General features: G+C 65.3%; 26 protein-coding genes. 9 read left to right on the forward strand and 17 right to left on the reverse strand.

Annotation, left to right across the window (positions count from 1 at the left end; translation table 11 throughout):
- Positions 1-9 precede the first annotated feature (9 nt).
- On the reverse strand, positions 10-294 hold the full coding sequence (locus tag Q0599_RS00360; protein WP_298824097.1) for a hypothetical protein: 285 nt from the start codon (positions 292-294) through the stop codon (positions 10-12).
- 97 nt (positions 295-391) lie between these two features.
- Between Q0599_RS00360 and Q0599_RS00365 the strand changes: the two genes are divergently transcribed.
- Together Q0599_RS00365 and Q0599_RS00370 are read left to right on the forward strand one after the other, a co-directional pair.
- Positions 392-1,006 carry a hypothetical protein gene (locus Q0599_RS00365; protein ID WP_298824099.1) on the forward strand — a complete coding sequence of 205 codons (615 nt, stop codon included), beginning with the start codon at positions 392-394 and terminating at the stop codon, positions 1,004-1,006.
- Between the two features lie 339 nt (positions 1,007-1,345).
- Positions 1,346-2,185: a S49 family peptidase gene (locus tag Q0599_RS00370; protein ID WP_298824101.1), complete on the forward strand. Its 840-nt coding sequence runs from the start codon at positions 1,346-1,348 to the stop codon at positions 2,183-2,185.
- A 21-nt stretch (positions 2,186-2,206) separates the two neighbouring features.
- Here Q0599_RS00370 and Q0599_RS00375 read toward each other — a convergent pair whose 3' ends face one another.
- From Q0599_RS00375 to Q0599_RS00395, 5 genes are all read right to left on the reverse strand, one after another.
- Entirely contained in the window at positions 2,207-2,506 is a 300-nt protein-coding gene (locus Q0599_RS00375) for a hypothetical protein (protein WP_298824103.1), read from the reverse strand.
- A gap of 146 nt (positions 2,507-2,652) precedes the next feature.
- Complete coding sequence (locus tag Q0599_RS00380) at positions 2,653-3,201, reverse strand: PD-(D/E)XK nuclease family protein (protein WP_298824107.1); 549 nt, start codon at positions 3,199-3,201, stop codon at positions 2,653-2,655.
- Complete coding sequence (locus tag Q0599_RS00385) at positions 3,198-3,620, reverse strand: CFI-box-CTERM domain-containing protein (protein WP_298824113.1); 423 nt, start codon at positions 3,618-3,620, stop codon at positions 3,198-3,200. The genes Q0599_RS00380 and Q0599_RS00385 overlap by 4 nt, the downstream gene beginning before the upstream one ends.
- A gap of 10 nt (positions 3,621-3,630) precedes the next feature.
- Positions 3,631-3,936: a hypothetical protein gene (locus Q0599_RS00390; protein WP_298824116.1), complete on the reverse strand. Its 306-nt coding sequence runs from the start codon at positions 3,934-3,936 to the stop codon at positions 3,631-3,633.
- Between the two features lie 30 nt (positions 3,937-3,966).
- Positions 3,967-5,010 (reverse strand): PRTRC system protein D, encoded by a 1,044-nt coding sequence (locus Q0599_RS00395; RefSeq protein ID WP_298824119.1) that lies wholly within the window; start codon positions 5,008-5,010, stop codon positions 3,967-3,969.
- Positions 5,011-5,901: 891 nt separating this feature from the next.
- Here Q0599_RS00395 and Q0599_RS00400 point away from each other — a divergent pair.
- Both Q0599_RS00400 and Q0599_RS00405 read left to right on the forward strand, forming a co-directional pair.
- Complete coding sequence (locus Q0599_RS00400) at positions 5,902-7,293, forward strand: integrase domain-containing protein (RefSeq protein WP_298824122.1); 1,392 nt, start codon at positions 5,902-5,904, stop codon at positions 7,291-7,293.
- A 154-nt stretch (positions 7,294-7,447) separates the two neighbouring features.
- On the forward strand, positions 7,448-7,792 hold the full coding sequence (locus Q0599_RS00405; protein ID WP_298824124.1) for an H-NS histone family protein: 345 nt from the start codon (positions 7,448-7,450) through the stop codon (positions 7,790-7,792).
- A gap of 142 nt (positions 7,793-7,934) precedes the next feature.
- On the opposite strand, the gene Q0599_RS00410 is transcribed toward Q0599_RS00405, so the two are convergent.
- The gene (locus Q0599_RS00410) at positions 7,935-8,819 is read right to left on the reverse strand and encodes a PD-(D/E)XK nuclease-like domain-containing protein (protein ID WP_298824125.1); all 885 of its coding nucleotides are present in this window, start codon (positions 8,817-8,819) and stop codon (positions 7,935-7,937) included.
- A gap of 983 nt (positions 8,820-9,802) precedes the next feature.
- On the opposite strand from Q0599_RS00410, the gene Q0599_RS00415 reads away from it, so the two are divergent.
- From Q0599_RS00415 to Q0599_RS00430, 4 genes are read left to right on the forward strand one after another with little or no spacing between them, the layout of a single operon-like run.
- Positions 9,803-10,390: a LexA family transcriptional regulator gene (locus tag Q0599_RS00415; RefSeq protein WP_298824126.1), complete on the forward strand. Its 588-nt coding sequence runs from the start codon at positions 9,803-9,805 to the stop codon at positions 10,388-10,390.
- 36 nt (positions 10,391-10,426) lie between these two features.
- Entirely contained in the window at positions 10,427-11,173 is a 747-nt protein-coding gene (locus Q0599_RS00420) for a DUF5131 family protein (protein ID WP_298824129.1), read from the forward strand.
- Positions 11,065-12,453, forward strand: a complete 1,389-nt coding sequence (locus tag Q0599_RS00425; RefSeq protein ID WP_298824131.1) for a three-Cys-motif partner protein TcmP — start codon at positions 11,065-11,067, stop codon at positions 12,451-12,453. Before Q0599_RS00420 ends, Q0599_RS00425 begins: the two co-directional genes overlap by 109 nt.
- Positions 12,454-12,495: 42 nt before the next feature.
- Entirely contained in the window at positions 12,496-13,080 is a 585-nt protein-coding gene (locus Q0599_RS00430; RefSeq protein WP_298824133.1) for a hypothetical protein, read from the forward strand.
- Positions 13,081-13,133: 53 nt separating this feature from the next.
- Here Q0599_RS00430 and tcmP read toward each other — a convergent pair whose 3' ends face one another.
- From tcmP to Q0599_RS00445, 3 genes are all read right to left on the reverse strand, one after another.
- Positions 13,134-14,315 (reverse strand): three-Cys-motif partner protein TcmP, encoded by a 1,182-nt coding sequence (gene tcmP, locus Q0599_RS00435; protein WP_298824137.1) that lies wholly within the window; start codon positions 14,313-14,315, stop codon positions 13,134-13,136.
- 67 nt (positions 14,316-14,382) lie between these two features.
- Positions 14,383-15,618: a hypothetical protein gene (locus tag Q0599_RS00440; RefSeq protein WP_298824140.1), complete on the reverse strand. Its 1,236-nt coding sequence runs from the start codon at positions 15,616-15,618 to the stop codon at positions 14,383-14,385.
- Positions 15,615-17,957, reverse strand: coding sequence for an N-6 DNA methylase (locus tag Q0599_RS00445; RefSeq protein WP_298824143.1), 2,343 nt, complete (start codon positions 17,955-17,957; stop codon positions 15,615-15,617). The genes Q0599_RS00440 and Q0599_RS00445 overlap by 4 nt, the downstream gene beginning before the upstream one ends.
- A 493-nt stretch (positions 17,958-18,450) precedes the next feature.
- Here Q0599_RS00445 and Q0599_RS00450 point away from each other — a divergent pair, with 493 nt between their 5' ends.
- A complete protein-coding gene (locus tag Q0599_RS00450; protein ID WP_298824145.1) occupies positions 18,451-19,080 on the forward strand; it encodes a hypothetical protein in 630 nt (209 codons plus the stop codon).
- A 27-nt stretch (positions 19,081-19,107) separates the two neighbouring features.
- Here the strand turns inward: Q0599_RS00450 and Q0599_RS00455 are convergent, their stop codons facing one another.
- From Q0599_RS00455 to Q0599_RS00485, 7 genes are all read right to left on the reverse strand, one after another.
- Positions 19,108-20,085, reverse strand: a complete 978-nt coding sequence (locus Q0599_RS00455) for a hypothetical protein (RefSeq protein WP_298824147.1) — start codon at positions 20,083-20,085, stop codon at positions 19,108-19,110.
- A complete protein-coding gene (locus Q0599_RS00460; RefSeq protein WP_298824149.1) occupies positions 20,085-20,795 on the reverse strand; it encodes a hypothetical protein in 711 nt (236 codons plus the stop codon). The genes Q0599_RS00455 and Q0599_RS00460 overlap by 1 nt, the downstream gene beginning before the upstream one ends.
- 330 nt (positions 20,796-21,125) lie before the next feature.
- Positions 21,126-21,776 carry a uracil-DNA glycosylase gene (locus Q0599_RS00465; protein ID WP_298824152.1) on the reverse strand — a complete coding sequence of 217 codons (651 nt, stop codon included), beginning with the start codon at positions 21,774-21,776 and terminating at the stop codon, positions 21,126-21,128.
- A gap of 18 nt (positions 21,777-21,794) precedes the next feature.
- On the reverse strand, positions 21,795-22,094 hold the full coding sequence (locus tag Q0599_RS00470; protein WP_298824154.1) for a hypothetical protein: 300 nt from the start codon (positions 22,092-22,094) through the stop codon (positions 21,795-21,797).
- 207 nt (positions 22,095-22,301) lie between these two features.
- Positions 22,302-23,972: a phosphoadenosine phosphosulfate reductase family protein gene (locus Q0599_RS00475; RefSeq protein WP_298824157.1), complete on the reverse strand. Its 1,671-nt coding sequence runs from the start codon at positions 23,970-23,972 to the stop codon at positions 22,302-22,304.
- A 69-nt stretch (positions 23,973-24,041) separates the two neighbouring features.
- Positions 24,042-24,902: an XF1762 family protein gene (locus Q0599_RS00480; RefSeq protein ID WP_298824160.1), complete on the reverse strand. Its 861-nt coding sequence runs from the start codon at positions 24,900-24,902 to the stop codon at positions 24,042-24,044.
- Entirely contained in the window at positions 24,899-26,101 is a 1,203-nt protein-coding gene (locus Q0599_RS00485; protein WP_298824162.1) for a phosphoadenosine phosphosulfate reductase family protein, read from the reverse strand. The genes Q0599_RS00480 and Q0599_RS00485 overlap by 4 nt, the downstream gene beginning before the upstream one ends.
- Between the last annotated feature and the right edge of the window lie 294 nt (positions 26,102-26,395).

Raw genomic sequence — 26,395 nt, forward strand, 5'->3', positions numbered from 1 at the left:
TGCAACTACTCAATAGCGCCCATGCGCGCCTGGTGTTGGATGATTCTCAACATCCAGCACATCGCCGGGATATCGATGAACACCGAGTTGGTCCGTGAAAGGGTTTCGCACGTCGACCTTTGGTGATTCAACGACCACGTCCGCACGCCGCGCAAGCAAGACCAGCAGCCCTGCAATGCCGCCGAACATCAGCCAGAAAAAGCCGATGACGAACGCGCCTCGATCGCTGACAGTAGCCGCAGCCAGCGCTCCGACTACGCCAAACGTCCACGCCGCCATCTTGAACCGTGCCATGACACCGCGCCCTGGATGAAACAATCTGCGACAGCGTGCGACCTGTCGACCAGATGACTTCATATACTAGCTTCGGCATGTGGTCAAGGGAGCGTCTATGAGTCCCACGCGTACCCTCCTGCTCTGCGGATCGCTGGCGCTCTTTGCCAACGTCATCCCTACCCAGCAAGCGCTGGCGGTCGCCCTGCGGCCGAACAAGACGACCGATGACTCGGTGTGCGACCTCACGCACCACACCAACCTGTACTTGGGATCGAAGACGCTGGTTCCATCCGTCGCGCAAACCAAGGACAAGGTCGACGCGTACTTTCGCCTTGCCGGGGAGTTTGTCGCTGGCAAGTGCAAGAACGGGCAAATGTTGATGGTCCAGGGGGACTCGGCAAGCAACGTCGATATTCGGTCCCTCACGGAATTGGCAAATTCATCGTGCGCGGTCGCAGCTATATCGAGAACCGAGGTGACACTGTCACTTGGAGATCTCACGTATCCTGGGTTCGAGCTTCGGTGCACGATCCTCAAGCACGCAGAACTCGTAGACAAACTGAATTCGCTTGAGCGAGCTGACCCGATGGAATCGCTGAAGACTCGACTGGCCGCTGCAGCACAGCAGGGCGATCGAGGTCCCTCGAGAACAGACTCCGGTTCCCAAGCGAAGAAGGACTGCGACAAGATGACCTTGTCGTCGATCCTTCAAGGCGGCTCCTGCAAATAGCGCTCGTGCGCCCAGGACGCGCTCCGCTCCAAATCGCAATTTCACCGGCGACTTTCGGGGGGGACTAGCACCCGCCTTTCGAGTGGAAGCCTCGGGCTCGTCGTTCTATCTTCTTGTCCTCGGCACAGGCCGTCCGGCAAGGAGAGCGCGATGTCCACCCCAACCCCTACCGAGCCCACGGTCCCGACCGCGCGGAACGGCGAGCCCACCACGTTCCCTTCGGTCGTGCTCGAGGTGCTCCGAGAGATGCGGGAGCAGCGCCAGTCCTTCGAGCGCTCGGCTGAACTGGCCGCCAAGGAACGAAAGGCCGAGCGCCGCTGGCGCAACCTGTTCCAGGCCATGTTCTTCGGCGCGCCGGTGCTGCTCGGTCTCTTGTACTTCCTGTTCTTCCTGAACTCCACCGGCTTTCGCTGGGGGCCATTCGGGAACGTCGTGGGCATCGTCCGCATCGAGGGCCCCATCGGCGCCACGGAACGGGCCTCGGCCGAGAACATCATCCCGATCCTCGAGAAGGCTTTCGGCAATCCGAACGTGAAGGGCGTCGTGCTGCACATCGACAGCCCGGGCGGAGCGCCCGTGGAGGCCGAGCGCATATCGACAGCCATCAACGGGCTCAAGGCAAAGCACCGGAAGGAAGTTGTCGCGGTGATCAACAACCTCGGAGCGAGCGCTGCCTACATGGTCGCGCTGAACGCGGACAAGATCATCGCCGCGAAGTACTCGTTCGTCGGATCGATCGGCGCGATCATGGCCCCGTGGCAGTTGGACAAGGCCATCGCCAAGGTCGACGTCGCGCAGCGGGTCTACGCCTCCGGCAAGCTCAAGGCCTTCCTCAACCCGTTCACCCCGGTCAGTCCCGAGGTCGACCGGAAGGCCCAGCAACTCGTCGATCAAATGGGGGGCTTCTTCCTGGCCGAGGTGAAGGCCCGCCGGGGCCGGGCCCTGAAGTCGGGTGTCGACTTCGGCACTGGTGAGGTCTGGCCAGGCCCCGAGGCCAAGGAACTGGGTCTTGTCGACGGCGTGGCCACGGTGGATGACTTCGTGGCCACGCACTGGGGCATGAAGACCTACGACTACGGGCCGAGCGCCGACTCGTCACCCTTCCTGACGCGCTCACTGCAAGACGCCATTGCCGGCGCGGTCAGGCGGCTAGCGCTGAGCGGCCCCGCGGTTCAGTAGGACCGCCAGTTCGTCCGATAGTCAGTCCGACGACTGAGGTCGTACCGTCAGGTCCCAGAGGGACCCCTGCCACTTCGAGATCCTGCCCTCAGCTTCGCACTTGGGGCACTTCCAAACAACGGCATCATCCGCGGCCCGCACCGCGGTGACCGGACCCTTCTTGCACTTGAAGCACGTCGGTGCCGCCAGCGAGGCATCCGATTCGTCCGTGGCGTGGGCGACGACATCGACGAGAAACTGGGCCATCGCGCGCGCAGCGCCCTTGATCGGCGCGATCGCGCCGGACCCATCGAGGAAGTGTGTGAGGTCGGTGATGTACATCGAAGTCTCGGAAGTGCGCCAAGTCTAGCCAGCCCAGTGGTCGCTTCCCTCTGCCTTGGCAGTCAGGGCCAGGCCGGCCTTGGCGGTGTAGGCGATTCGGGACCTGCCCGCACCACGCCGCCGTGCGACCGCCAAGCGCCTGGCCGCTACTGCCGGTCGCCGAAGGTGCTTTGGCAGACGGCCCGATGCCCGCAGGTGTCGCACGCCTTCCGGCGCGCCGTCGGCGATGGCGCATGGCCCTGGCCGCGCCTCAGCTCGAGCAGCCTGCGGCGCATCGCCAGGACCTCGTTTTCGTCGAACAGGTCCACGCGGATCGCCCGAGGTTGTCCCTGGCCATGCTGTTTGACCGCCACGTAGGCCACCGAAGAAACGCGCTCGCCGGTCTCCTCTTGCAGAACCAGGCGCTGCACCGAGAGCTCGATGGCATCCGAGGCGTGCGCCGCGTAGTAGCCGCGGGTCTTCAGTTCCACCAAGTGGAGTTCGCCGCCTTGGCGATACGCGCGGTCGAGCCGGGCCACCAGACCAAGGCGCTTGGACTCGAACCGCTTCTCGGCGAACGCCAGCTCACCGTCGGCGATCTCGCGCGGCAACCAGCCCTCGTCCGGCCGATCCCGCTGACTCTTGAGCCAGCTGTATGCCGCTGCGAAGAGCAGCAGCCCCAGCAAGAGCAGCGCGCCTGCGCCGGCGTCGCTCATCGTGCCAGCCTTCGCGCGACCGCCCGTGCGGCCATCCAGCCCGCCAGGACGAGTCCGAGCCTCACGGCCGAGAGCAGCGGCGGATGGCGGCTCAGCAGTTCACACACCGCGGGCCCGAGGCGGTAGTACGTCGCGATGAGTCGCCGGCCTGGGGCGGTGCGGCGCAGGTAGAGGTCCCGGAACGCCCGCAGCGCACTGGTCTCGGCGCACTCGCCAAGCGCCAGGGTCGCGACGAAGCACCGGCCCTTCCGCTCGCTTGCTCGCGCGATGGCCAAGCTGTCCTTGTAGAACTGGTCGTGCGCCACGTTCCCACGATCCTGCGCCACGAGTTGCTCCGGCGACCGCTTCGCACCGTAGCGCCAGTCGAAGTGAGCCACGCGCTCGCAGTAGCCGAGCTGCGCCAGTTCGCTGGCACTCACCAGATCTCGATCAGTCCTTCTCATCCACTTCCCCGAACGCATCGGTCATCTCGGCGATGCTCTGGCCAACGATGGCGCCGCGGGGCGGCGCCAGCGGTACAGCGGCTGTCTGCCCCAGCGGCCTCAGCGACATCGAGATCGGCGGCGCTGCGTGGCCCCGGCTCGAGGTCGCCACGCCACCAAGGCGCCCATGTTCGACCAGCAGCCCGACTCCGGCCAGACCAAGAAGCCGCTTCACTCGCCTTCGAGCAGCGGTCATCCCGATGAGTTCGCGATGGAGCTCGGGGCACTCTTCCGCGCTGATGGTCACCTGCATCACGATTTTCGGTTGGGCTCCCATGGCTGGCTACGCTCCGATCTGAGCCACTTCGACTCGGGCCGGCGCCGTGGCGAACAACTGTGGGTTCTCACGCACGTACTGCTCGCCCATCAGCTGGAAGCCCTTCACGTTCGCATAGAGGGGTTCGTCCACCTCACTGATGGCGATCTCGGGGAACTTCCGCCGAATCGATGCGCGGTACAGATGCATCCCGCCACCCACCACCACGATGTGCTCCAGGTCGTCTGTCGCGCCCAGCTTGCCATGGAGCATCGAGACGGCTTGGTCGGCGATCTTCTCGATCGTGTTGTCGAACTTCTTGAGGTCAACGCTCCGCTTGTAGGCGCGCAGGGGCTTGCGGCTCCTCAGTGCCCTGTCGATCGCCTCAAGGTTCAGGTAGCCCCTGCCAGTCTCGCTCGCGATCGCGGCGGCAATCTTGAGCAGTATGTCGTGCACCCCACGGTTCACCGAGTCGCTCATCTTGCCAACCACCTTGCTGTCCAGCGTCACCAGCCAGTCGAAGGTGCGCGAGCCGGCGTCGATGACCAAGGTTCTGCCATTCCGGAGCTTTGCGTTCGCCTGATCACCGAAGACGGCATACATGGCCCCCTGCGGCTGCGCCACGACCAACACCCGTTTGACCTCGACCGTGCGATTGCGGCCCACCTCGAATTTGCCCGTCATCGCTTTCTGCAGGTCCGCCCTGCGGCGCATGTAGTCCACCACCGGCAGTCCGAGCACCAGCAGGTCGACCCTGTCGACCTTCATGAAGTGAAGGGCCCCAGCCGTGAACGCCCTGTACTCGGGGGTGCGCATGTAGTCGTCGTGATGATTCCGGCCCACGAAGCCGTCGGCTGCAAGCGCAACGTCGGGCCCCACCTCGTACCACATGCCGCCCACTGGCACGCAGACCGTCTTGCGCTTGCTGCCGAGCGCATCGTTCGAGTTGTCATGCGCACTGTCATAGGCGATCGAGGCGAAGTGCGCGCATTCGACCCTTCCGCCTTGCGCGGCCAGCACGTACTTGGTATTCCCGAAACCCACATCGATGGCTCTGACGATTGCTTCCATGGACGTTGCTCTCCGCATTGCGTTGACCGATGGCGACAGCATCGCCAAGAGTCCACGCGCCGCCAACCCGGAAAGGCGGGTCGTAGCCCCCCGGCTTTCTGCGGCCCGCAGCACGCCACGCGCTTTGGACGCGGCACTTGCGACGGACATTCACCAAGACAGCGCCGGCACCGCGTCGCCGATGTCCGTCACACATGGCGGCATCAGCGGCTCCGCGCCGCATCCTGGCTGCAGCTTTCGTCCTGATTCGGTGATGGACCATGGCTCTCGTACTTGACCTTGCTCGCGCCTTCGAGAGCTAGACGGGGAAGCAAGGAAGTCAAGGCCAGAGGAGATTGGATTCGGCAAGGCCGGCGACACACTAGCCACCGCCAGAGCAGCGCCATTGTTCAAGCCCTCCCGGTGTTGACAACCGAGCCTCGCATGGGTTCAACTTCTCCCCGAGCCTGTGCTGCCTGCCACAGCTCTCAATGCAAGCAGGCCGGTGTTGCGGACTCCGAGAACCCGCCGTTCGCAGTCGTGACCTGCACTTCAAGCCCCGGCCCTTCGAGGCCCTGCCGCGCCAGTCGCGGTGCCCTTATCTCCCCATCTCGATCCGTCAATCGGATCTGCCTGAGTGGCCTTCGTTGGCGGCAACGCCGCGGCTGAGGCCATCCGCTGAGCAGCCGTCGTGCTGCTCGCGACAACACCGTCGCCAACGTCGTCAACCCCTTGAGGGTTCTCGGTCATCACTGCCCGTCTGAGGTGGTGCGACCGATTCCAGGCGTGGCCCCGTGCGCTCCGATGGCAGGAGTGCGTTTCAAGCGGCGAAAGACGGTACCCCACGAACTCCCAGAAGCGCCTCGGCATGGACCGAGGTGGGCGCGTCGCATCCCTCGAGGTGTGTGCGTCATGTCGTTCACCGCCGTGGAAGCACGGCGGCGAGCTGCGGGAAACAGAGATTTTTTAACGCCTGCCTGGCCGCCCCGCGCGGCCGAACGCTTGAAACAACGCACCGCGCACGAGGGTCGGCGGTGCGGCCCTGCCCTTGACCTTCGACCTGCTCGCGCGACCCTGGACGCACGTGCGAGCTGGACTTTCGCGTCCGCACCCTTTGACGCGGCTGAAGTGGCTCGCCGGCCTTCAACGGAGCAAGAGATGTCGTCGAAGAAGCAGAAAGCCCCGCCTAAGAAGCTGGTCTATGCGCGGCGGTCGCCGGCGGGCGCGCCGAGGAACCCGCAGAACGTCCTCGACACGGCGCCGCAGGGCACGCGCGACTGGAAGCGCGTGCTCCATTGCGTGCTCGTGATCCACAACCAGGAGCACTCCAAGCTCATCAAGACCGTCTCCCAGAAGACCATGCTCGACCGCGAGCGCTTCTACTTCAAATTCTGGGACGACCTGCGCTTCAACACCACGTTCCGCGAGGCCGACCCGCGCATCCTCACGAACCGCCAGGTGCAGGCCGTCGCGCGGCTGTGGGCCGAGCGCAAGCTCTCGGTGGCCACGGTCCACAACTACCTGAGCTTCCTTCGCACCTACGCGGCCTGGATCGGCCGGCCCGGCATGGTCCGCGACGTCGCCACCTACTTCGGCGACGACTCGCACTACGTGCACCGCGACCGCACGGCCAACTTCGACCGCAGCTGGATCGCGCGCAGCGTCGAGGTCGAGGCCAAGATCGCCGAGGTCACTGCCTACGATCCCTGGGTCGGCATCCAGCTCGAGCTCTGCTACCACTTCGGCCTGCGCGCGAAGGAAGCCCGGCACTTTCGGCCGCACATGGCGGTGATCAACCGCGACGAGGCCAACCCGCGCGACACCCAGCACTTCCCGGACTGCGAGCGGTTCCTGCGGGTGCGCTACGGCACCAAGGGCGGCCGCCCGCGTGACATCCCCGTGCAGACGCCCGAGCAGGAGGCCCTGCTGCAACGCGCTCTGCAATCGGTGGCGCCGGGCCAGTACGTGGGCGCTCCCGGCCGCACCGCGACGCAGAACGCCAACCGCTTCTACAACGTCCTGCGGCGCTTCGGCATCACGAAGGCAGCCCTGGGGGTCACAGCGCACGGCCTGCGGCACCAGCACGCCAACGACCGCTACGAGGAGCTGACCGGTGAGCCGTCGCCGGTGCGCGGCGGTGCCGGCAATGGCGAGGGCGATGCCACCGCACGCCTGGCCGTCGCATCTGAGCTGGGTCACGGTCGCATCGCGATTTCGGATGCGTATTTAGGCAAGAGCCAGGCCCATGCACGCGCCACCGCGCCGGTAGGGGGCGACGAGGCTGTCGCGCCTCCGACTGCGTGACGGGGGCCGCCATGTGCAACGTTCGACATGTTCCACACAGCGCGAGCCGGAAGCTTTCGAGCTCAGTGCCCTCGCGGCGCATTGGCCAGCTCTCGATCACGCAATGGAAACTGGGCTTCGCCAACGTAGACTTGCGGCGTTACAGGAGAACGATTTGGCAAAGTCGTACGGCCAGCTTCAGGCCCAGATTCAGAAACTCCAGGCCGAGGCAGAGGCGCTCAAGGCAAAAGAGGTCAAGGAAGTCATCGCCCGGATCCGCACGGCCATCGAGCACTACGGCATCACGCCCGACCAGTTGTTCGGCAAGGCCAAGAAGGCCACGACGAGCCGGACCGCTGCGAAGAAGGCGCCGGCGCGCAAATCGGCCGCGAAGGGCAAGCCCGTGGCGATCAAGTACCGCGACGGCGACAACACCTGGACCGGCCGCGGCAACAAGCCGCGGTGGTTGGTCGCTCGGCTCGAAGAGGGCAAACAGCTCGCGGACTTCGCCGTCAGCTGAGTTTGTCGGTGCCCTTGGCCGGGCACCCAGTCGATGGCGGGCTCTTCCGGCGCGGGGCTGCAGTCCCGTTGCACCAGCCGAGCAGGCTGAAGCTGGCCGCCAGCGGCTGGGCGTCGGCAAAGGGCATTGCAGGCCCCTCGGGTCACGCCCACCGCGGCAGGTCGATGTCCTCCCACTCGCCGTCGGCCTGCAGCATCGGAAAGTGCCCTCGCGCCCGGCACTCGGCCAGCCGATGCAGTGCCCGCCGGAAGTCGCTGCGGCCGCGCTCCAGGAACGGGCGCATCGCACGGTATACGGCGACGGTGTTCGGCCGGCCCTTCTCGCAGGCGATGAAGGCCCACTCGGGTTCCTCGCCGGTGAGCTGGTAGACGCCCTCGCAGTACATCGCCGCGGACAGCGCGTAGCCGAGCCTGGCGCAGGAACGGCGGAAGCCTTCGAAGGTCACGTCCTCGGCGGACTTCACGTCGGCGAGCGTGCGGGCGTCGTGCCACCAGTCGATCTTGATCTTGCACTTGATCCCGGTGTCGGAGTCCAGCCAGACCAGCGCCACCTCGGCCTCGCCCTTGGCCAGCAGTTCGCGCGCCTTGCGGTGGGTCATCGCGTTATCGATGATCCGCTCGATGGGCTCCTTCCAGGCCTCGGGGTACACGGTGCGCCCGGCCGCCTGCACCATGCATTCGGCATAGCGCTGCTTGCCTTCCTTCCTGGCGCGGTTGACCTTGGGCATCGCGAAGAACCGCGACTCGAAGGTGTCGGGCTCCAGCAGCCGGCCGTGCAGCACCGAGCCGAACAGCAGCGCTTCGGTGGACTCCTCCGGATCGGTGATGCCGCTGAGGAAGTGCGCGGGGCTGATCAGCATGCGCTTGAGCTGGGTCGAGGAGACGGCGCTGCGGTCGCCGTGGTAGTCCTCGTTGCTCATGCCGCGCGTCACACCGAAGGGGATGTCGGGAACCTCGCGGGCTGGCGTGGCCGGCGCTTCACAGGCCTCCGCCACCTCGGTGTCGTCATCGTGCAGGTCGTTGCTCATCACGGTCTCCATTTCGCTGTTGCTACCTGATCACGATACGAAGGGGTCCTGCGTCTTCAAGGTCGGCGGGTGCGGTCACAACGCAAGCGGAGCCAGGGCACCCAGCCACTCTGATCCGTTGCATCCGGTGCCCGGCGACGGCGGCTGGTTTCGGCGGGGGGCCAGGTGGGTTGTTTCGGTTGGACGAATCTCGGCCGCCCTTGCATAGTCGCTGGGTCGGCACCGCGACCTTGCGCTGGCTCGCCGATGCTCACCTCGAGGTCAGGAGACGGTTCGTGAACTCTCTGCTGGAACGCCTGCGGCGCAGGCTTCGCGAGCTGGGCCGGCCCCTGCACGAGGGGCCTTCGTCGGACGGACGCAGATATTCATCTCACGCCCCAGCCAACGATGCTCCTCCGCGCCGGACTGAGATCGAGCTCTCCCACCCGAGCCGAAGCGCAGATCGGGCGGGGAGCGGCGAGCAAGCTCGGCTGTCGGCGCAACAGCCCCCACCGCCTGCGTCGACCCGCCTGAAGGCCGCCGTCTTCTCGAAGAAGCGTCAACCTATGCCGCAACGCCAGGCCGACACGATCTGGGGGCCGACGTCCTTCCTGGGCGCCAGTACCAATACGATCGACGGCTGTTCGGCGCCCCAACCACACTTGTCGAGGATTCCGATGTTCCAAGTGGATCCGGCAAGCGGCGCATCAGAACTGAACCAGGACACGCAAGCATGGCCGACGCAGCTGCCAACAGCGGCTATGGACGCCTTCACCGCCCCCGCCAGCCTAGATCCCTGGTCGTTGGGGCCGAACCGCGCCCCCCAGATGGCGGCTGCCTGCGCAGACCCATCCTCGCTCACATACGAAGGCGCTGCACCGCTTGAAGGCGCTCGCGCATTTGGGCCGGCGGTAGAGCACGCGGTGTCGCCACCTGAGGCCTCAGGGCACGACCTCCTGGGATTTACAGAGAGCGCATGGTAGGCTTGATTTCGTCACGAAATCATGCGCACGGACTCGACCAAACCTCGCCATGGCGGCACCCGAAAGGGTGCCGGGCGCAAGGCTGCCTATGGAGAGCCCACGAAAACCGTACGGGTGCCGCAGAGCCAGGTCTCCGTGGTTGTGGGCTACCTCGAAGGCCTCAAGCGCTCAGAGGCGTCTGGCCAGGCCGCCGGGCTGAGGCCGATCGCATCGCTACGTGAGGCGACCCCTGTGCCGGCACTCGGCCGCCGCGTGCGCGCTGGCAAACCCACTTCCGGCGACGACTACCAAGAGGACGCGGTCGATCTCGGCAAGCACCTGGTGCGCGACCCCAGCAGTACCTTTGTCATGAAGGTGGCCGGCTGGTCCATGCGTGACGCCGGCATCGCTGATGGCGACGAGTTGGTGGTCGATCGCGGCGTGACCCCTGAGGTCGGCCGCATCGTTGTCGCCGACATCGATGGCGAGCTGACCGTCAAGCGCTTGAAGCGCACCGCCACAGGATGGCTGTTGCAGGCTGCCAATCCCGACTTCGCCGACATCCCCGTCGGCAGCAAGAGCGAACTGAACATCTGGGGCGTCGTGACGCGCGTGCTCCACGCCGTCTAGACGCCCGCACTGACTTTGAAGAACCAGGAGGACCTCATGTCTCAAGCAAGCCGAATCGAATGGACCGAGGCAACTTGGAATCCGACCGTGGGCTGCACCAAGATTTCACCAGGGTGCAAGCACTGCTACGCGGAGACCATGGCCAAGCGGCTGCAGGCCATGGGCACGCCGGGCTACGAGAACGGCTTCAAGCTGACGATCTTGCCGGAACGCCTGGCCGAACCGCTCGCGCGCAAGAAGCCGACGGTCTACTTCGTCAACTCGATGTCCGATCTCTTCCACAAAAGTGTGGACGACAACTACATCGCTCAGGTCTTCGACGTGATTCGCCGCTGCCCGCAGCACACGTTCCAGGTGCTGACCAAGCGAGCAGATCGCATGGCCTCGTTCTTCCGGAACCGCGCGGTGCCAGACAACGCCTGGCTCGGCGTGTCCGTGGAAGATCGGCGCTATGGAGTTCCTCGGATCGCGGCGCTGCGCCAGGTCGACGCGCGTATTCGCTTCCTGTCGGTCGAGCCGCTGCTCGCCGATGTTGGCGCGTTAGACCTAACCGATATTCATTGGGTAATCGTCGGCGGAGAATCGGGACCCAAGGCCCGTCCTATGCAGCTCGAATGGGTCGAGAATGTTCGCCAACAATGTGAGGACCAGGGAGTGCAGTTCTTCTTCAAGCAGTGGGGCGGGTGGGGTGCCGATGGCAAACGCCGCTCCAAGAAGGCCAACGGCCGGCTGCTTCAAGGGCGCACCTGGGACGACATGCCAGCACTGTCCGCCCACGCCTGAAGGACCGCATGACGCTGAAGCAATACAACTGGAAGGACGGTCCTGACCTCATCCAACAGCACAGCGTCGCCAAGCACCGCATTCTTGAGGCCTACCTCGCCGCCTACTTCCGCACCCTGGTCAGTTCGCCGAACCAGGACGTTTTGAAGCTCACCCTTGTTGATGGGTTTGCCGGTGGCGGCCTGTACATCCACAACGACACGCGCGAGCCCGTCAAGGGCTCGCCCTTCATCTTCCTGCAAGCCACGCGGGAAGCCGAGTTCAGGATCAACCAGGACCGGCGCAAGCCCGTCCAACTCCAGGTCGACTACTTCTTCACCGAGGCCGACCATCACGCGCACGCGCACCTCCGTAAGGTGCTGACAGAGGAAGGCTACGGCGACAGGATCGGCAAGGACATCCACATCGACCACGCCCGGTTTCAGGACAGGGCTGACGCGATCATCGAGTTCATCAAGAAGAAGAGCCCGAAGAACGGTCGATCCATCTTCGCGCTCGACCAGTACGGCTACAAGGATGTGCCGACGGCCCTGATGCGCAAGATTTTCGAGGCGCTGCCGCGAGCGGAGATCATCTTGACGTTCAACGTCGACTCGCTGATGAACTTCGCGAACGACGGCGACCAGATGAAGGAGTTGCTCGACGGCATCGGGATTCCCGACATCTTCGCTGGCCGATCAGTGGGCGAAATCAAGTCGTCCGAGCGCGAATGGCGGCTGCTGCTGCAGAGCACCTTGTACCGGCGGCTGGTCGAGAACTGCGGTGCCAGGCACTTCACGCCCTTCTTCATCCGCAATCGTGGTGGCCACGGCGACTACTGGTTGATCCACATGTCGCAGCACCACCGCGCTCGTGACGTGATGACGGAAGTGCACTGGGCCAACAACAACCAGTTCATCCACTACGGCGGCCCTGGCCTCGACATGTTCCAGATGGTCGGCTACGACCCGGTTCACGACGCCGCGTTCCTGGGTCAATCTGGCCTGGGGTTCGAGTTCGACGACGTGGCTCGACGTGCCAGTATCTCCGCACTCGGCGCGCAGATTCCTCGACTCGTGTACGCCGACGACACGGGCATCGGCTTCGGTGAGTTGTTCGCCACCACGTGCAACACCTCGCCAGCTTCGAAGGAAATCTACCGCGAGTCGATCGGCATGCTGCTCACCGAGCGGGCCGTCGAGATCGTCGGCGCCGACGGCACCCGTCGTCGGTCGGCGGCTCAGATCAAGGACACCGACCAGATCATGTCGCCGCCGCAGCGAACGCTGTTCGTGATCTGAGCCGCCTCATTGATCCGTGCTGCCACATCATCTTCCGCACCCATGGAACCAACCACTTGCCAGGCCTGCAGCCAACCGCTCGTCGCCCACGACGCCGTCAACTACGGCTCCATGGAAAGCGGCTACCGGCCGCTGTGCGGCCGTTGCTTCAACGAGGCTGCGGCCAGCCAACTCGGGCTCCAAGGATTCGAGCACGTCGTGTTCGAACCCGTCCGCATGCTTGACGCACGTGGGATCGAACACGAGTTCCGGTTCCACACACGTCTATTTGGGCCCGGCGTATCGATCGACGCGTATGAGCTGCAGAACGGCTCCCCAGGCGGCTATCGCTTCCAGGTGATCGGTGACCCGGAGGATGACCCGCTGGAGCTGCTTGGCAAGCTGATTGGCAAGATGCGCCGTGCTCTCGCGCGCACCCATCTGGAAGAGACGAAGCACGGCCTGCAAGTTAACGACGGAATGGTCTTGCGAGGCACCGTTGGCAGCGATCCCGACGAGGGCCACGGCGTCCCTATGGTGGTCATCGATGGCCGCGACGTCTCCTGGGAAGAACTTGGCCGGATGGTCTCGACATTCGAGGGCTGGCAGTTCAAGCTGGAGTTCCGCGACCGCAGCGAAGAGGTCTGAACCGCCGTCCCTGATGCCTCGACGCGGATGGTGGTACCGGCAACGCGCGGCGCCTATGCCAGCCTGAGGCGCTCGCCCTCCTTGTCGAAGTGCAATGGCTTGGACCGACGCTTCGATGCGGGGTCATCGAGATTGACGACGGCGCCGGCTTTGATCAGGCGCAGCAGCGAGGCCTGCAGCTCACCTGGGAACCAGTCCGTTGCTTCGAGGATGTCCGCGAATGCGGCTTTGTCGATTCGGCGTTCGCCGCCGCTGAGGTAGTCACGCCAGTACGCATCGACATCACTCGGGCTGCTTCGTCCTTCGCCGGTCTCGTTCTTTGCATCGTCGGCGAACAGATCACCCATTCCCGTTGATCGTTCCTTTTCTTCCAACTTGGTCGCGGCCCGGACTCGCGTCTGGACGATGTCCACCTTCTCCGAGATTTCCATGAACTCGACGATCCCGGTGTGGTGGCTCGTCAGGTAGACCAGGTGGTACTTGGTCCGTTCCTGTGAAGGATGCATCACCCCGACGTAGGCAGTTCGGGCTCGGAACTCATTGCGTCCCGCTGGAATGCACGCTTTGACACCGTCGCGATACGCGCCGAGCAATGCGTGCTCGCGCTCACTGGGACTCATGCCCTCCACGTTGACCGATCGGCCCAACAGCTGGCGCATGTCCGCTTCGAAGGCCGGTATCGACATCGTCCGGTTGATGAAGTCGTAGATGAAGTTGATCAGGAACTCGGATCGAGGCCGCTTCAGCAGGGGCTCCATCACGTCGATGACGATCGGCGTCCAACCCTTGGGGTCCACGAAGAAGAACGTGAACGCCGACGGCCCACACCAACTGAGGATGTCGGAGCGGAGGTCAACGAAGTCGCCGTTGCGGCATTCGTGCTTGACCTCGGTGGTCGCTCGCTCAGCAAGAAACGAGGACAGCTTCTTGAATGCGGCCTTGTCCTTCTCTATGTAGAGCGCTCGCATGCGCGCATCCACACCACGCGTGGCCAATTCCTGTTTGCAGCCTGCGAGCGTCTTGAGCGACAGCGCGATCGAGGTCCCGTCCAGGTCTTCGTCGTCCGAGCCCCAAGGGCCCGCGAAGCAGTCGACGTAGCAGATTTCAGCCGTGCCGGTCTTCCGACCATTCATGCCGATGATCAGCACCAACTTTTCAAGATAGCTCTTCAGGAGCGTGTGCTTGACGAGCGCCGGTACGCGCCCTTCGTAGACTTCCGGAACCGCTCCTGCCATGACACCTCGCTCCCCGAAGTTGTCTCGTCAGGGTCGATCGCCCACCACCACACGAAGCCGGCGGTGTTCAGGTGGTCGAACGATCCTCTGCCGAGTTGTCTTGGAACCCTTGAACGTGTAGGCCACGGTGAGCCCACATCGGTCGAATCTGCGAGAGGAACGGGTCCTCCCTGAAGCGCTGACAGATGTATGCCAGCTGCTCGGCGCTCAGTTCGAGGGCTTCGGCAACGATCCGGTCCAACTCATCACGTGCCGAATCGAACTCGCCCTGCGCGCTTGATCCATGCGCAGACCTGATGGCAGCAGCAACTTCGGCGATGTTCCCTGCGACGGGGCACGCGCCAATGTAGGCAACAGGCACCTCGGCGTCTTCCGCCAACCGCTTGCGGTCGATCATGTACCAGAGCACAGCGCGAAGGTCGGCGTTGGGTACAGGAAGCTGAAACGCTCCTCCCTCACCTTGGAGGCCGGTTTCGGTGATCTCGATTCCATCCGGCAGGGCGTCGTCCGGTTCGTGAATCGGCAGCACGAAGCCATCGACCAGCGACGACCCGGATGCGATCAGCTGACTCACCGACTGGGCTGCCGATCCGGACAGCAGCGCCTCAACATGCCGCCACCGATCCGCGAGGTTCGCGTCCTTCTCTATGAGGGTTGCAGTTGCTGCCTCCAGGCGCTGACGGAGTTCGTCAGTCACCTGTGCGGGCATCGGGAGCAGGCCGAGAGTCTTTGGGTACCAATGGCAACCGAGGTCTTCGATGATGGTTGAGCGCAGGCAGGTAGCCGCCACGAACATCACAGGCCTAGAGAGGACCCACCCGTTCAGCGGAAACGCCACGCTGAGTTGAATCAGGTTCACCTTGTTGTTGAAGACCACATCGGGCGGCACCGCCGCAATGGTCGGCAGCTCCGACATTTCACGGGCGACGAACAGGCGCTCTGTTGCGAACAAGGCGTCGTACTTGTAGGTGCGAATCTCCGCTGGGGGCACTGTGCCGTCCCAAAGACCCACGGGTTCGCCGCGCAGACCTCCGGGAAAGATGTTCAGACCACGGTAGAAGCCTCGCCCAGTCGGGGTGAACATCTTCTTCCCGCTCGGCATCATCCCCTTGCCGATGAGCTTTCGGGCCTGCCACTCGAACTGGCCAGCCCCAGTCGGGATTTCCGCTGCGACGATGCCGCGATCTTTGCCGCGAACCTTGCGGTACACGGTCTGGATGTAGTCCCGCAGCTTGGCGCCAGCCCCGAGCTTCAGGAGGATGTCAACGTCACCGGCTTGCACCTTGCTCGTCAGCCAGTTCATGCCGCACCTCCGTCGCCGTCATCGTCGTCGGTGACTGCACCGAAGTAGCTTTCGACGAGCAAGTGCTTGCGCCTGATCTGCGATGACGTGGCACGATTGAGGTCGATCTGATCTGTCGCGCTGTCGTAGCACTCGGTCCCGGCGATCCGCATCGTCACCAGATCATCGTCCGTGGCCGGCGTGTTCTCCAGCACGATGATGATGGTCTGCTTCTTCACGCCTCGGAACGTCAGCTTGCGCAGCGCTTCGAGGTCGACGAGTTCGATGATCTTGTACTCGGCCAGCACGCCTCGCAGGCCTTCCGCGTAGCCGGCTTCGAGGACCGCGATGGGGATGATGAAAGCCGTCCTGCCACCTGGCTTCAGCCAAGTGCGCAACGCGCGGTAGAGGAACATGCAGTACAGGTCTACCTGCCCAAACATGATCCGCCCGTACGCCTTCTTGGTCCGCTCGTCGAGCGCAAGCCGGTGCGCGCGGACGTAGGGCGGGTTGGCCACGACCACGTCGTATTGACCGGTCGCGATAGCCTTCAGCCTTCGGCGCACCTGCGTGCCGAACGCACCAGAGAACTTGGCGCCTCCGCTGTCAGCCTGACCGAGGTCGAGTTCGCGCTCTCCCTGCGCTTCCATCGGCTGGTCGTAGGCGTCGAGGGACGTGTGCCCACCCTCGATCATGATGTGGGGAATCAACGCCTTGGCAGTGGTCTTCTGCTCGTCAGGGGTCAAGTAGGCGAATACGTCCAGCAGCTGCCACAGCATTTGAATCTGCGACAGCACGACTGAGAACGGGTTGATGTCGAGGCCGTAGATGCGCTGCAGTACGCTTTGAACAGCTTCGACGTTCAGGGCGTTGGATGATCGAAGCCGTTCCAGCTGCTCGTGAAGGTGTTCGACCAGGAACGTTCCCGAGCCGCACGCGGGATCGAGGACCGTGTCGGCCGGCTTAGCGTTGCAGCGTGCCAGCATGTAGCGGCAGATTTCCGGACGCGTGTAGACCTCGCCGAGCGCTCGACGCTTAGCGACATCGAGGTATTTGTCGTAGACCCCAGCGAGGATGTCGCCCTTGACGGTCTTGAAGTTCCAGCGAGACAGCAGCCACATCGCGTGCAACAGTGCGTCGCTCAGCGTCGGATCGTCACCTTGAACCGCCCAGTCCAGCGCCTCGGCCGAGAACACGCTTGAATACAGATCGCGCGCCTTGCGGTAGACCTCGCGCAGCAGGCCCTGCGCGCCGATGTTGAAGTGCTCGGCGAACTTGGAGAACTGCTCGATACCGCCATTGCAGATGTAGCGCTTGAGCAGGCCGTGGTCCTCGGCGAAGCGCACCATCAGCATCCTGGACAGGATCATCGACGCGGTCTCGTAGCCGAGCGAGTCGATCGCCTTGCCGGCGGAGGTCATCTTCCCCTTCTTGTCCTTCAAGTCGGAGAGCAACGACACCGGCTCGTCGAAGCCCATCCGGTAGGCAGTTCGGGGCAGGACGACGGTTTCAAGCTTCAGGGCCGAGACGTACGGCTCGATCGCCAGTACGACGCGGTCGACCGCGTTTTCGTAGGCGAGCAACTCGGCACCATGAAGTGACGAGGCTTTGGCATAGCTGACCTGGGGCAGCGTGGCGTCGGTCCAGGTGAGCTTCCAGTCGCCCCACTGCTCCTTCAGCGCATCGAGCGCACCGCGCGCCGTGCGAACCTGCCCGATCAGCACGTCACGCACGACGACTTCGACGGCCTCGCGAATCGTGCTCGCCGCAACGCGGACCGCGTCGATGAACTCGCGACGGGTCGTGTCTTCCACGTCGACGTAGGCAAAGCCAGTGACCCCCAGCTTGAATGCTTCGATCGCCGACGAGACGCGTGCAAAGTCCGAGCTGATTGGCCCGAAGGCCTTGATGAACTGATCGTCCTGCGACAAGCGCGACCACGTCCAAGCAAGCCGGTTGCGAACCTCACCGCCTGGATCGACCTGGTATCGGATGACGCGCTTCTGGTCGATCAGGTAGAAATGCCTCGTCGTGGAGGTGATGTACTTCCACTTCTCAGCAAGGACGGCAGCTTCGGACCTCGCCAGGTGGTTGCCTCGCTTGACCTCGATCGACGCGAAGACGTGGGAGGCCGTCACCATCGGCTTGCCCTTTTCGCCCATCAGGTACAGCGTCAGGTCCGGTGCACAGCGCGTCCCTGGAATCGGCGAGTCAATGACGACACTTCCGACGTCACAGCGCGACGGCGATGCCGCATCGGTCAGCAACTTCTTGAGGCTGTCGTATAGGTTTCGCTCGGCTCCTGGGGCTTCACAGAATGCCTGAATGAGTTTCGCTAGTCGCGGGTTCTTGGTCGCCATCGCTCTTCCTTGATTCCATGCTAGCAGGGGACCACGTGGTCTCGGTCGCGGCTGCGCCTTCCCAGCCCACGTCGCCGCCGCCGGGCGTTGCGTTACCGCACCGCAACAACTGGCGCGGTCTTCCGCCCGAGCGCGCTCGGCCACCTCCCCGTGCGGTCATCGCCGTTGCGCCGAGGAGTTCCGTCTGCAGGCACACACCTCCCGCGAACCGTCATCAGCGCTAGGCGAAAGCTCCTTGTAGGCTCCCTACGACCGCGCAGGCCGTGAGCAAGGCCAGTTCACGCCTGCACCCACTTTGACTCCCCCCGAACCGACGGAGCACGAGACCGATGGACAGCGAAGCAGCAAGATCCCGAAGTCTGTCCTCGTCCGCCTCTCGGGGTCGGCCACCGATGTTCGCCAGGAATCCTGGGGGGCTGCCACCGGCGTTTCGATTGGACGGCCAGCGCCCGCTTTGCGACAGTGATGCTCGGCCCCTTCAACGGAGATTCCGATGCGCCACCGCGACTGGCTCCCGGCCTTGCTCATGGCATTCTGGGCAACCTGCACCTTCGCCTGCACGGTGCCACGGGACTTGCGCCCCTACTCGCAGCGCCTGGCCGATGCACCGCTCGCCTTCATCGGCACCGTCACGTCCGTGTCTGGACTGCGCGTCACGTTTGCGGTCCATCACGCCATCAACGGCGCGCCGGGACCGTCAACCGCCGTCGAAACCCTGACGCCGTCCACGTGCTCCATCGCCTTCGCCGTTGGCCAGCGTTGGCTCTATGCGGGACCGGCCACGAGCCAGCCATCGGTCCTGCTCATTGCCAACGCGCGCACTACACCGGCAACAGACTTCGGCAGGCTTCGCCGCGCCGATGATGCCCGAGCGCAGTTTCCGGCAGCCTGGCAGGCTTGCACGGCGAATGCCCAGTGCGAGCCCGTGCCGATCGGGTGCCAGCGGACCGCGGTCAACTCGGCCAATGTCACAGCCGCTCGTGCTCAGTCCATGAAGATCCTGGGTGACCATCGGGCGATGGAGTGCGCGACCCCGCCGCAGGAGATCCAGCCCCTCGCCTCTCCACAGTGCATCGCGTCACGGTGCGGCCACTGGTTCCTGGATCTGCGCCTGGGCGTGTAGCCCGGCCGCGCCTCATCGCCGTGGCACTCACCCACCGACCCAAGTCCTCATGCAGTGGTGCCAGGCGCTGACCGCATCGGTCTGGTTGTCCACCACCAGTTCCAACCATTCCTGAAGCTCGGCCGAGGCCTCGTCGCTGGGCTCTTCGAACAACTGCAGGTCGTAGGGCGCTTTCGGCAGCTCAAGCTGTGAGGCGTTCCGGCGCACCCAGGCATGCATCACGTCGATGCGTTTGTCCGCCGTTCGGCCGATCGGAACCTGGCGACGGGCCGCGAAGTCCCAGGCCATCGAGTCGACGCTGGCGATGCGTGGATGGTCGCTGAGGAAGCGCAGGGCCGTTCCCTTCACCCCGAACAGGTGCAGGCCAACGCCACACGGCAAGACACGGTCGAGCGCCTCTACGATCGCCAGGATGCCGTTCGGTCCGTGCACATGGCGCCGGCACATCGAGCCCACGCCCAGCAGCTTCGGCCATGAAGCCAGCGGCAGATGGTCAAGCGACCACCGGTAGTGGTCGACCTCCCACCCCTGCACAACAGGCATTGGGTCGGGCAGGCCACGATCCCGTGCCCGCATGCGCACCTCGGACAGCAGCCGGCAGGTCTCGGCCAGCCGGAAGTACACGTCGATCTTGGACGACGCGATCTCGGGTTCGACGCACTGGTCCCAGCTGGCGTACCAGGCCCATGGCCAGCTCTCCACCAGGTCCAGGTACTGCTCGATCGTCCAAGGGAAACCGCGGTACCTGGACATCGCCACGAAGCCGGCGCTGTCCAGCGCAGCGTCCAGGCCGGCAAACTGCTCGGGGTCGGGCCGGCGCACGCTCACAACCTCCCCATTGCCATCGCGGTTCATGAAGGCGTTGGTGCTGAACAGGACGCTGTAGCCTGCATCCCTGGCAGCCTTGAGGATCCTGCCGCCGGTGGTCGGGATGCCGACCCGCAGAATAGGCCCGGCCTTGCGCCCGGCGCGCTCGACCGGCACTTCCAGGACATCGAACGCCATCACGCGCTTTCGGGCAGCTCGCGTTGCGTGGCGCCGACCGCCCTTGCCGCATCGGCGCCAGTCACCTCCCGCTCCAGGAAGCCCACGGGCATGCGCACCTTCGCGTCCATGAACACGAAGAGGTGGAACTGGTTCGCGGTGTCGACCAGGCGCGACTCGGCGGGGTAGAGCTCGAACCCTTCGTGCTCGGGCCCGACGATCGCGTTCTTGATCGCCTGTAGCTCGCGCCAGTCCCGGACCACCTCACGATCGCGACGCTTGATCGACAGCCACGCCACGTCGCCGAGGTTCGGCCCGAAGGGGTGTCGCAGGAGCTGGACGTTGACCTGGTAGGTTTCGCTCAGGAAGATCGACTGACAGCGCAACTGCTGCACCTGGCGCTCGGCCGACTCGACATCCACACCGAACCGCTGCGCGATGGCCGAAGCGTCGAATGCGCTCGCGGGCAACTCCGCCGCATAGAACGGCGCCAGCCGCTGCGTCGACGCTGCGGTCTCGCCCTGTTCTGCATGCTCCTGCGCCGATGCCCAGGCTGCGAACACGCTAGAGCGCGCCGGACCGAAGAGCGCCGTCGCCATCATCGGCCGGCTCAACACAAAGGCATAGCTGGCTTCGCGCTGGCATGGGCCCGTGGTTCGGCGAACACCGTACCCCTTGGCCTTGAGTTCAGCGATCGCGCTTTGGACCGAGTCCGTGTCGAGGTCGTTCATGCGAGGTGCCTGCAAGGTCCGTTGATTGGACCTTCAGGATCTCGCCGGCCACCTCGCCTTCAAGGTCTGCGTCTGGCCGAGACCGCAACGCTCAGGGCGCCCTGACCCGAAACTCGCTGGTGGTAGTCCAGGCCTCACCCAAGTCGTCGAATGCGCAGCTCGCGATGCGCCAGCGCGCGACATCGCGCCACTCCTTGGAGTACCGGTTGCGGCACTGGGCTGCCAGCATCCCGAGCGGCTGCCGGCGGAGCGGATGGTCTCTCGCCAGCTCGTGGAGCAGCCAAAACCGGTCGCCGGCAGAGCCGGCCCCCGTGTGGTTGTCGGGCACGCTCAACGCCTCCGCCGCGCCTTGACGCAGGCCTCCAAGCCTTGCGCGAATGCCTGCGCGCCACCGTTGGCCGGATGCCGGACAGCGGCGGCAGGCGCCACGCCAAGCCGGACCAGTTGCTCGGCCGCCTTCTTGCCGACTGCGACCACCGCAGCGCGCGGAAAGGCTGCCAACAGCAACCGGAGAGGCGTGCGGCCGTGGGTGAACTCTGCGTCGGTCGGCGTGCGATTCGAGCACGGGTCACCACGGTCGTGCGGATGCATCGGCAATGCGTTCCACATCACCACCCGCTCCGCGATATCCAGCGCGTACAGCGATCGCCAAACCAGCGTGGCCGAAGGCTCAGCAAAGGGACGGGCCCTCGAGGTCAACCGTCCCGGTGCGTCAACCAGCCTGGGCACGGCGCCGTCCAACACGTGCCGCTCGCTGGTGAAGGCCAGCCCCGTGTGTCGCATGCCCTGCCAGCCCGCCGCTTCGCCGCAGAGGATGAATTCCGCATCGCAGTCCAGATGTTGCTGCAGCCGCCGCTGCTTGGCAGCCGGCCCATTCGACCCGAGATCCTCTCCGCACACGTCGGCCCAGGGATTGAAGAGTCCTGGCACACCCTTGGGAAGCGCAGATACCAACGTCCGGGCCAGTTCCTCGGCCTCCATGGTGACCTCCTTCCTGGTCTACGACCCGAATCTGAACCGGGCGATCGGCGTCCCGCTGATGGGCGCGAGTTCGATTGTCCTGCCCGGTCCCAGCGGGTCACTTCGTCCCGGCCAGGAAGCTGCGGTGAAGTGCCTCATCCAGCTCAGGTAGTCCGCATAGGCGGTCGCCGGCTTGCCCGCGAAGTTCTCCCCGGTCAAGTTCCTGAAGATCACCTGCATGCTCAGTTCGTCACCCAGCCTGATCCACTCCCCGTTTTCGTCCCGGATCTCGTGGGTGTGGGCGTCCCTGGCCACCAGCTTCGACTTGTCCTCGACCATGACTTCGATCCTTTCGAGACCAGTCTGCCGGGCCCGGGCCCGCGTTCAAGCGCCACTGCGGATGCACCCGCCGTGGGGTGTGAGCGCGACCACCTGGCTTCCGCTGCGATCGGCCTGGCGCCTGTGCTGCGCAACGCCTTCCGCCCTCGGCGGGCGCTCCTTCGACTGCCCCACAAAAGGGGGTGCCGGCCGCGAGGACGAGCGACCTCACACCGGTGCCTCGTCGAGTTCTTCGAACAGATCGCCCTGGCTGGGGTACCGCACGGTCAGACGGCTGCGCAGGGTTTCGAGGGAGGGCTGTCCATGCAAGCCGTGGCGCTGCCGCCATTGCGAACGCCGCAGGATTTCGTCGACGCGCGCCGACTGGCCTTTGGCCGGCTGGACCAGGCCGAACGACAGGTAGGTCTCGTAGCCGGCCGTCCAGTAGCCTTCCGTCGTTCGGCGGTCTTTGAGCATGCGATCCAGCTCGAAGTCCAGGAACAGCCAAGCACCCTCCTCGTCGATCTCGCTGTCGCCCTCGACATCGATGACCGCCCTTCCGCTCGCGAGGGTGCGCAAGCCGGGTCCGCAGGTCTCCGCGAAGTCCTCCCAAGCCGGATTGCGCAGGCCGGTGACCTCCAGCGCCGAAGTCACGTCGTCGTTCCAGTCACCCACGTGGATCTTCCCGAGCTTGGGCACCGCCGTCTTCGGATAGGGCTTGATCGGGGGCGGCGTCCAGAGCGCGCCGTCTTCGACCTGCTTCCAGATCCTCAGCGCGCTGAACGGTTCGGCGATCGCATACTGCGACCAGCGGGCGTCGATCGCGATCAGTTGGGCGGCACTGATGATCTGCACACCCGACAGCTTCTGCGCACTCAAGGCGTACCGAAGCAGTTCGGCGAGCATCGCGGGCGAGTACGTGTCGGCGCCGACCTCGATGAACCCGTCCACGATGCTCCGCCCGACGTACTGCCTGCGCGACCAGTCGTACTGTGTGTAGGCGATGAAATCCCGCAGCGCGGCCAGCGGCGCCATGTAGCCGTAGCGATCCCGGTCGGTCTCGATCATCTGGCGCAGCGACCGGTCCTCCCGGACCGCGGTGCAAACCCAGCAGCCGAAGCGGCTGGAGCAAGGCTTGGAGTGCTTCTGCATCTCCGCGTCCGCCACCACGACGCAACTGCTGCCGCCGGCGGCCTGGTAGGTCTGCATCGTCTCCTCGAAGCGGCTGTAGGCCGGGATCACGCCGGCGTTGGCCAGGCCCAGGTACTGCCAGACGTCGTCCGCCGCCCAGTCCAACAGCGGGCTCAGCCGGAGGCGCCCCTCCGTGTCCGTCCAGAGCGACACCGCCTTCTCCCCGCGGCCCTTCACGCTCGCAGCACGGACGGCCGACTCGTCGCGCCGCACACCCGTCATGAGCACCGGCTGAGGCCAGCCCTTGGCCCCCAGCTCGCGCTCGATGAACGCTAGCTCCCGCTCGTTCGGCAGGCGCTTCAGGTCGGTCTGGCAGTCCCGCCGCGAGTCCGGAAAAGTCGGAAGCGCGCGGCCGCCGATCACGCGCACCGGGAACGTGTCCCAGAAGGCCGGGGTCGCCACCCGCACGACAGCGGTCACGCCATGCTCGCGGGCGAACCGGGCCGCCTTGGCGATCTCGCCGCTGACAAGGCGCTGGATCTCTGGGTTCTCGACGCCAACGTCGCTGTGGGCGATGACGACCATTGGGTTGCGGCCCTGCCTGGCCTGTTCGACGGCGGCGGTGAGCGCAAGGTTGAGCAGCACCGACGAGTCCTTGCCACCGCTGAAGAGCACGACCGCCGGCCGGCCGACTTCCATGAACGCGCCGATGGCCTGCAATGAGATGGCCTCGGGCGTCTCGTGGCGAAGGTCGATGAGTTGCTGCATGCGCGCTCCTGGTGACCACCAGGATCCCGCGCTCGGCGTCGCCTTCAAGGTCGACGAGACGAACCGTGCTCAGCGTTCGCGCTCCTCGCCGCGCAGCACTTTCGCCCACACAACCTTGCGCCCTTCCTCAGGACCCGCCTTGCGCGGCCGACCGGCCGAACCCCAGTGGCCGCCGGCGCTGCGTCCGATGGGGTCCCAGCCCGCGGCGTAGAGACTGGCCCCGCCTTCGCCTTCCGCCGTGTAGGTCACGAGGCGCCGATAGCCCATCGCGGAAGCCGCCTTGGCGATCGCGCCGAGCAGCTTGGTGCAGCCGTTGGTCACCGAGGGATCGACAGCCACCCGTCGAACCTCGGCCGTCAGGCCATCGTCCAGGTGTCGTGCCACCGGCCGCGCGCACACGGCCACACCATCCAGTTCCTGATCGGCAACACGGCGCAGGCCGACGGCGAACTTGTGTCCCTGGACCTTGCCCAGTCTTCGGTGCAGCCGCTCCACCACCAGGTTCGCCTCCCGAAGTCCGACCGGGACGACCTCATGCTCGAAGCGCGGCCGGGGTGCGACCGCCCGCCTGATCGCGGCGACGGGGTAAAACTCCGCGCTGCCCGGATGCCGCACGAGCTCGACGCGCACATCGCCGCTCGGATGGATCCAGTTGACACGACCCGGCCCCACACCGTCGACGATCACGTCGTCGTGCAGCCGGCACAGGCCCTGAGGGTGGTCCGACAGAGGCGGGGTCTCGTCGATGGCATCGCGTGCGGCCACGGCGTCGCTGAACCGGGTGAACACCGTCGCCGGCAAATGCAGGCCCGCCGCGGCACCAGACATCGAGTTGCGAACCAGCCAGAACAGCCGCGACGAGATCGAAGCGATGTCCACCAGCGGTTCGGGAACGGCGCCGGCTCTCGGCGCCAGGGTGGTCGAGTTCATGTTTGCAATCCTTCTTCGGTGTGCAGCGGCAAGTCGTTGGCCACCGCCTTCGCCCTGGCCAGCGTCATCAGTTCGCGGTAGCGCACCAGCACTGCGTCCCGGTCGGTGTGATGCACCTGCAGGCCGACCGCCTGCGCGACATCGCGACGGACCCCGGCGATCAGTGCCGCTTCGCCCGGTGTGGGCAGGACCGTGGGCCAGCCCTTCACGAAGAGCAGGTGGTCCGGCAGCCTGGCCTCGGCACTTATCCGCAACCGGGCACGCTCCTTGGCCTCCTGCAGCCGCGCGCGAAGACCCGCATCGAGCAGGTCCGGAGCCACGTCGCCGAGCCAACGGTGGCTCTGGAACGAGAAGGTGCTCGTGGCTTCCAGCGCCACCATCTCGCGGTAGATCGCATGGTTGTCGGCGCAGTTGCTCGACGCCCGAAGGTCATGCTCCGAGCCGAGCACGCAGAACGCGCACGAGACCCTCGTGCTGCCATAGAGCCGGTATGCCTCATGGAGTTCGTCGCCCCGGATGCGCACGTAGTCGTTGACGTCCCCGCGCCGCCAGCCCAGGAGGGGGTTCCAGGTGTGGCCCGCGCCGCGCTTGCGCGTCGTGCGCTCGTCCTGCTTCCAGGCCGGCATGCGCGCCCTCTTCGCGCTCTCTTCGCGCCGGATGCCCACGGCGGAGACGACGTCACCCTCGGGAAAGCGGCGGCGCATCTCGCGGGCGATGACCTGGCTCTTGAGCTCGGCCGTGCAAAAGCGCTGCGCGGCGGTGCTCCACGGCAAGATCAGCTTCACGCACTCGAGGTTCGCGTAGCGCGCGACGTTGGCGGTCCAGCGCGACAGCCACCGATCCATCATGTCGCCCGCGTTGCGGCGCACGACGATGAGTTCCACGCCGAGGCGCTGTGCCAGCCGTTCGCAGACAGGCAGGCTGTCCCTCCAGTCCACGCGGCCGAGGTCGGCGTGGATCAGGGAGCGCCGGCCCTGGTGACCGATGTCGTCGAGGTGCGCGCACACCCGATAGGCCAGCGCCTGCGAGTCACGCCCTCCGCTCACGCCTACGAACACCGGCGCCCCTGCAGCCAGGACATTCGCGACCTCGGATGGCACCTCGATCGAGAACCGTTCGACGTCCGCCATCAAGCCGAACAGGTCCGGCGGGCTCGCCGCGACGGCTTCGTCGTTGCAGTGGATCCTGATGATGTTCACGCACTCAGGCTACGAGGCACCTCCTCGTGTTCAAGGGGCACAGCCACACGCCCCATGCCGGGAGCACGAGCCGGCAGACGTTGTCCGAAGTCCTCATCGCCGTCTGCCGATCCACCGTCGGAGCGCTCCGGCCCGTGTCATCAGGCACACGCTGGACACATGAACCTGCGCCAGCTTCAAGACCTCGCGAGACCCCTACCCAGGGCCACAACCGAGTGGCAAACTTGCAGAGCTTCCTGCTGGCGATCGTCGCTGGTACAGCCTTCAACGAGAGCCGTCAACGGCTGGACTTGG

Source organism: uncultured Piscinibacter sp., assembly GCF_937952055.1.
Classification (GTDB): Bacteria; Pseudomonadota; Gammaproteobacteria; order Burkholderiales; family Burkholderiaceae_C; genus Piscinibacter.